The following is a 7,018-nucleotide window of genomic DNA, read 5'->3' on the forward strand; positions in this document are numbered from 1 at the left end:
ATTATGGATGTAAAGATTATTCGTCAAGTGTTATTAATCAACCGCCGTAAATTGTGGCCTTATTGCATAAGATATGGTTTGATTAAGCCTTGCCTGATCCCAAGAAAAAGAAAAACGCATGCTAGAAAATTTATCTCTTCGAAAAAAAATCCTGCTGTTAATTGGCGGTACCATTTCTGTCTTGCTGGTTGCTGCGTCCGGGTATTTCGTTAACCACATTGCCCAGCTTTCCCGCGCAGGCATTGAGCGCGAGGCACAGAGCCACTTATATGCCGAAAAGCTCTCTATGGAGTCCTTCTTTACCCGCTATGGAGCGATTGTTGAAACTTTTGTTACCAACCCACACAACGTCAATTGGTTTGATGACTATACCGAGCGCGAAAAATCGCTGAGCGCCGATCTGGGCTATCAGGAAGTTAATCAGGACTTTATTCGGATCTCCGCCAGCGACGAGAACATTCTTTCCGCTTTTATGGCCTCGGCACGTACAGGTGAGTACTTCAAAGAAAATGAGCGTACCTCCAACTATTCAGACGGTCGCCCCTATTACTCTTATAAGCGCCCCTGGTGGCAAGATGCGCTGAGTCATGGTGGTTTATACGTCGGTGCGGTGTCTGTTGATATCAATACTGGGGCGGTTTCTGCCGTGGTGCAGCAGCCCGTGTATAACACACAGCGCGAACTCGTTGCTGTCGGTGGGGTAGATCTGCAAATCAATAAGATCAGTGAACTGGTAGAGCAGATCCAGTTCGATGGTCAGGGCTATGGCTTTTTGCTCGACCACAACTATAAGGTCGTGCATTTGTCCAAGCGAACAGGTCATCAACTGTCTATCACAGATGAAGGGCCGAATGGCAAAGAAGGCCTGGAAGCGCTGGAAAGACAATTTGCCGACACCCAGGGCTTTGCCGACCTTAACCGGGCAATGCGTGCAGACGGTGCTGGCGCAGCCAAGGTCACGCTCAAGGGCGTGGATTACTATGTGGTCTTCAACAATGTGAAGCTGGATAAACCTATCCTGGACTGGCACCTGGGCTTGCTGATCCCCGTTAGCCTGATAGAAGAGCCGGTTAACAAAGCCGTGATGAGTACCATCACCGCGGTGGTCCTTATCCTTGCCATTATTGTGGCGATGATTTTATGGGCCACTCACATGATAGCAGCCCCTATCACGACACTGACCAACACCATGCGCGATATTGCATCGGGCGAAGGTGATCTGACCCGACGTATCGACATCATCAGTCAGGATGAAGTCGGCCAGCTGGCTCACCATATGAACACCTTTATTGATAAGTTACGCAGCATGATGCTGGATACAGCCGCTCAGGCGCAACAGCTCAGTGGTGCCGCAGCGCAACTACAGGATGTATCGACCAACACCAATAATGAGATCCAGCAAGAGAAAGAGCAGGTTGACAGTGTCAGCGCTGCCGTGACTGAAATGGCCGCCACTGTCACGGAGATTTCTCGCAATGCCCATGAAACAAACCGGGCTGCTGATCTGGTACAAAGCATGACCAATGATGGCGCTGCTCGTTCTGGCCAGGCCCAGGAAGTGATGACTGAGCTTGCCAGCCACATCGGTGAAGCCGCGAAAGTGGTTGCCGGCCTGGAGCAGGAAACCAGTAACATTGGCGCCGTGATTGATGTGATCAATGGCATTGCAGAGCAGACCAATTTGCTGGCACTCAATGCGGCGATTGAAGCGGCGCGCGCCGGTGAACAGGGTCGCGGCTTTGCAGTAGTGGCCGATGAAGTACGCAGCCTGGCCAGCCGCACTCAGGAATCGACAGACGATATCCGCAATATGATCTCGCGTCTGCAACAAATTGCACAGCAGGCCTCGGTGATGATGCAACAAGGTCAGGAACGTGCAGAAGGCTCCGTCGGCCAAACCCAGGAAGTGCTGGATGCGTTGCGCAATATCACCGAATCCGTCAGCACAGTGCAAGATCAGAGTCACCAGATTGCCACCTCTACGGAGGAGCAAACAGTGGTTGCTGAGGACATCAATAACAGCCTCAATGCCATCAATGATCTGGTTAATAGTACAGCCAACCATGCCCATCTATTGGCGGATGAGGCCCGGGACCTGAACAGCCTGGCCAAAGCCCTGAACAACACTGTTAATCAATTCAAATTATAGACCCCTGATACAAGCCCGGTATACCGGGCTTGTATCGCTCCGCGCATCATTTCTCCATTGCTGTAACTTGACTAATGCGCAATTGCAGACGATCACTTAAAGGGTGACTCTTTGCAAAATCGTGTTTAATTATGTTTAAAAACCTAAAACTTACGCAGATGCTTGCGTATTCATTTGGTGCGCTCATTACCCTGATGGCCGTTGTTTCACTGGTTGCCTATATTGGCCTGAGCACCGGTTATACCAACTTTGTTGAGTATCGTACTCTGGCACGCAATGCCAATCTGGAAGGGCGTGTCCAGGCAAACCTGTTGCTGGTTCGCCTCAATGCACTTAAATACCTTAAAGAGCAAAATGCAACCAATATAGCCGGGTTCAACGAGCGGTTTGCGTTGCTCAGTGATTTAATGGACCAGGCCCAAAGCAGCATCGACGACCCGCAATATCGCGCTCAGCTTAGTACCAGTGCAGACGAAATTGAACAGTACCGACGTGCATTCGAGCAAATTGTGCAACTTTATACCCAACGCGATGACATTGTGACCAATCAGCTGGATGTAAACGGGGCGAAAATGCGAGCTTTACTGAGTGAAGTGGTTGACAGTGCCTATCAGCGTGATGACAGCCAAGCTTTGTATGCCGCCGCCAAGCTGGAAGAAGCGCTGATGCTGGGGCGACTGTTTGTCACCAAGTTTTTGGTTACCAATGCCAGTGAAGACTATCAACGTGCTGTAACAGAGTTCGCTAAGCTGGCGACCCTGCTTGATGAGCAGGCTGGTGCCTTTGCCTGGCAGCCCGCCCAGGACTTACTGGGGCGATTTTTACAGCATAAGCTAGATTATTTGTCAGGCGTAAAAGCAGTGAATCAGACTATTTCACAGCGTAATCAGCTGATTGCACAGCGCCTTAACGTAATTGGCCCTAAAGTGGCCAAGACCCTAGAAGACATCAAGCTGGACATTAAAGCGCGCCAGGACGAACTGGGTCCCCAGGCACAACGCACCAGCGAACAGGCCGTACTGTGGGTTTCCATCATCTCGGTATTAGTGGTCTGCGCTGGTCTCTTCCTGAGCTGGTATGTCAGTAAGCTTCTGCGCGATCCCATAGGCGGTGAACCCAGAGACATAGAAGCCCTGGCCAAAGCGATTGCTAAGGGTGATCTCAGTTACCAGTTTGCGACCACCAATACCACCGGCATTTACCGGGCTATGTCAGAGATGACCACCACATTACGTGATATTGTTGGTAAGATTAAAGCGGCAACGGCCACACTCAACGATACCTCAGGCACTATGATCACCGTCACAGAGCAAACCAAAAGTGAGACCGATCAGCAACAGGACCAGTTAACCCAAAGCGCTACCGCTATGCAGCAAATGAGTGCTACGGTCCAGGAAATTACCCAAAGTGCCCAACTGGCCGCCGATGCCGCAACTGAAGCTGATCAGCAATCTCAGACCGGGATCCAGGTGGTGCAAACCTCACGTGAAGCCATGAGTGAACTGGTCGGTAGTATTCAGCAGGTCAGTGAAGCCATTACCCAGCTGGAGAACGAAACCGAATCAGTGGGCTCGATCCTGGATGTGATCCGCAGTATTGCCGATCAAACCAATCTGCTGGCGCTTAATGCGGCGATTGAGGCAGCACGGGCCGGTGAACAGGGCCGCGGGTTTGCCGTGGTGGCCGATGAAGTACGCAGCCTTGCCAGTCGTACCCAACAAAGCACGGAAGAGATCCAGGCAATGATTTCGCGCTTGCAAAGCGAAGCCAAACGATCGGTAGAGCATATGCAGCGTAATGTCGATCATGCGGAGCACTCTGCAGAACAAACGGAACATGCCGGTGCGACACTGCAGGCCATTTGCAGCTCAATTAGCACCATTCGCGACATGAACCTGCAAATCGCCAGCGCATCGGAGGAGCAAAACACCGTATCTCTGCAAATCTCGGAAAGTGTCACCAATATCAGTGAAAGTGCAGCAGAAACGGCGCAGGGGGCTTTGCAAGTCTCTCAGGATGCTAAAGCACTGAGCCAGGTTGCCAGAGAACTCAATGCGCTGGTGTTACAATTTAAATTGTAAGACCAGCGCTCAGTGCGGGTGTTACAGACTCCACTCGCACTGCCCTTTGCTTTAGATCAACGCCCCACTGCGCAACTTTGCTTACACTGGCCTTCTCAGTAGCAAAGAGAGTGCGATCGTGATTAAATTACCTCAGTGGGATGATTCCCTTATCAACAAGTACAACATCTCAGGCCCCAGATATACGTCTTATCCAACGGCTCTTTCGCTGGAGTCGGGTTACTCACAGGCCGATCTGGTGGACGCCATTGCCCACTCCCAGAGTCGGGCACTGTCGTTATACATTCACATTCCGTTTTGTCACCAGCTTTGTTATTACTGTGGCTGCAATAAGATCATCACCCGTCACCAGTCCAAGGCCGATGTCTATCTCGACCACCTGGCGCAAGAAATAGCAGCCCAGGCCCCCTTGTTTAAAGACTACCAGGTTGAGCAGTTACATCTGGGCGGGGGCACGCCGACCTTTCTGACCACAGCGCAGATGACACGACTGGTAACTATGCTGGAGCAGCATTTCCCATTTACCCCGGATGCCCAGCGTGGCATCGAAATTGACCCCAGATCGCTGGCCGACAACATGCTGCCGGCGCTGAAAACGCTCGGTTTTAATCGGGTGTCATTCGGGGTGCAGGACTTTAATGATCAGGTACAGGCGGCTGTGAATCGCCCGCAGCAGGTTGAGGAAGTGCTGTCATTACTCAAACAGGCTCGCGAGCTGGGTTTTAAATCCATCAATATGGATATGATCTACGGCCTGCCCCATCAGAGCGTTACATCCTATCGCGACACCATAGCGCAGCTGATTGAGTTGGGCCCGGACCGGGTGTCGGTCTTTAACTATGCTCACCTGCCGGAGCGCTTTGCTGCACAACGTAAGCTCAAAGAAGCCGACATGCCAGGTCCACAGGAAAAACTCGCTATATTCAAGCAAACACTGGAGCAGATGACCGCCGCAGGCTATCAGTTTATTGGCATGGATCATTTTGCCAAAACCGATGACGAACTGGCTGTGGCACAGCGACACAATCACCTGCATCGTAATTTCCAGGGTTACACCACCCATGGTAACTGCGACCTGCTGGGTCTGGGTGTGTCGTCTATATCACAGATTGGCAATGCCATTTTACAAAATGAAAAAGACCTGAAGCCTTACTATCAGGCAGTGACTGAGCGCCACAGCGCCATTCATAAAGGCGTCAAGCTCACTCAGGATGACATAATACGTGCCGCAGCAATCAAACAACTCATCTGCCACTTTGAGCTCGATAAAGACGCCTTTGCCACAGAACATAGCATCGACTTTGATGACTATTTTGCCGATGCCCTGGTGGCACTCCAGCCACTGGCGGATGATGGCTTGGTAGAGCTCAGCGAGCAGCGTATTGAAGTAACCGCCAGAGGTAACCTGTTTATTCGCATCATCTGTATGTGTTTTGATGCTTATTTGCAACAGCAGATCAAAAACACCCGTTTTTCACGGGTGATTTAAGGATTGTATTACTCTATAAACTACGCCAAATAGCGTGTTCACTTGTTATTAATGACCGTCAGGAACAAAACAATGGCGGTCACAGGACTGCGTTCTCCTGCACTCTTCAGATTCATTATTGCAGCCCAGTAACGTGGTTATACCTGTGCCCCCTGCAACTTCAGGGGTCATTTCTGCAGGCAACAAAGCCGGATTCTTAGACAATGCTTTAATTGGTTTTTTATTGAGTTTTAATTTCATCGGATTATCCTTATTTATAGCTCAAAAATTCACCGAAAAAGATAACCCAACAAACCCAGGTGGTCAACATTTTAGAAACCACTTAGACACAACAGGGCGTGGTTAGCAACATTGCAAATGGGGATTCATTGCGATGCAAATGCGCTAATCTTTCCACGGTCACTAGTCAGCTGAATGCAGTAAATTGTATCTGCAGATACAGTGTAGAATGCTTATAGCGACACTTGTAACAATGCAGACAAGATTACTTTCTATATTTGTCGAGTGATTGCTTCAACACACTCTCATTCTTGGAGTTCTCGCCCGGGCAACGCTTACCAGAAGAAAACGGCATATCCGCTTTTTCCATTTCCGAGGTTTCATCAGACAAATAACATTTACCTTTCCACCGTACAAGTCGCTTGTTACCACTTCTGGATAAAACAGTTGTTTTACCTGACATATACCCACTGTGCAGTTGCGGTGTCTTGAATCGCCTCACCGGTGCGTAACGATAGAAGCCATCAAGGCCACTCGCCTTGAGTACATAGCATAATCCCTCAACTGATTATTTTTGCTTGAAGGGTTTTGCAACCAAAAAGTTCCGAGGGTTTATTAAGTGAACCATCTGGGCAATAGTTCAATCCCCAAAACGCAAAAGCCCCGACCAAAAGGCCGGGGCTTTTCAAAAGTTTAATTTAGTTAAAAACTAAAATTAAGCTTTCTTAGGACGAACCAGAACGTCTACCAAAATCCAGGATGTTTTCTTAGAGGATTTTGGCGATGACGCACATTCACGGAGCATCGCGCTATTCTGACGACCCCTTAAAAAACCTGCACGTCCCAGACGCAAAAGCCCCGACCAAAAGGCCGGGGCTTTTCAAAAGTTTAATTTAGTTAAAAACTAAAATTAAGCTTTCTTAGGACGAACCAGAACGTCTACCAAAGTCCAAGATGTTTTCTTAGAGGATTTTGGCGATGACGCACATTCACGGAGCATCGCGCTATTCTGACGACCCCTTAAAAAACCTGCACGTCCCAGACGCAAAAGCCCCGACCAAAAGGCCGGGGCTTTTCAAA

The 7,018-nt window shown here is 49.7% G+C and carries 4 protein-coding genes; 3 read left to right on the top strand and 1 reads right to left on the bottom strand.

Annotation, left to right across the window (positions count from 1 at the left end; translation table 11 throughout):
* Window positions 1-118 precede the first annotated feature (118 nt).
* From MHN33_RS17725 to hemN, 3 genes are all read left to right on the top strand, one after another.
* The gene (locus tag MHN33_RS17725; protein ID WP_239399842.1) at window positions 119-2,149 is read left to right on the top strand and encodes a methyl-accepting chemotaxis protein; all 2,031 of its coding nucleotides are present in this window, start codon (window positions 119-121) and stop codon (window positions 2,147-2,149) included.
* A gap of 131 nt (window positions 2,150-2,280) precedes the next feature.
* Window positions 2,281-4,230 (top strand): methyl-accepting chemotaxis protein, encoded by a 1,950-nt coding sequence (locus tag MHN33_RS17730; RefSeq protein ID WP_239399844.1) that lies wholly within the window; start codon window positions 2,281-2,283, stop codon window positions 4,228-4,230.
* Window positions 4,231-4,348: 118 nt separating this feature from the next.
* Window positions 4,349-5,719, top strand: a complete 1,371-nt coding sequence (gene hemN, locus MHN33_RS17735) for an oxygen-independent coproporphyrinogen III oxidase (RefSeq protein ID WP_239399846.1) — start codon at window positions 4,349-4,351, stop codon at window positions 5,717-5,719.
* Window positions 5,720-5,767: 48 nt separating this feature from the next.
* Here the strand turns inward: hemN and MHN33_RS17740 are convergent, their stop codons facing one another.
* Window positions 5,768-5,959, bottom strand: coding sequence for a hypothetical protein (locus MHN33_RS17740; protein WP_239399848.1), 192 nt, complete (start codon window positions 5,957-5,959; stop codon window positions 5,768-5,770).
* Window positions 5,960-7,018: the final 1,059 nt, after the last annotated feature.

The organism is Pseudoalteromonas sp. OOF1S-7, from assembly GCF_022347765.1.
In the GTDB taxonomy this organism is placed as follows: Bacteria; Pseudomonadota; Gammaproteobacteria; order Enterobacterales; family Alteromonadaceae; genus Pseudoalteromonas.

Excerpts from the sequence above, each read along its gene's own strand:
- MHN33_RS17730 (WP_239399844.1), top strand. The coding sequence starts at position 2,281 with ATGTTTAAAAACCTAAAACTTACGCAGATGCTTGCGTATTCATTTGGT.
- MHN33_RS17725 (WP_239399842.1), top strand. The coding sequence starts at position 119 with ATGCTAGAAAATTTATCTCTTCGAAAAAAAATCCTGCTGTTAATTGGC.
- MHN33_RS17740 (WP_239399848.1), bottom strand. The coding sequence starts at position 5,959 with ATGAAATTAAAACTCAATAAAAAACCAATTAAAGCATTGTCTAAGAAT.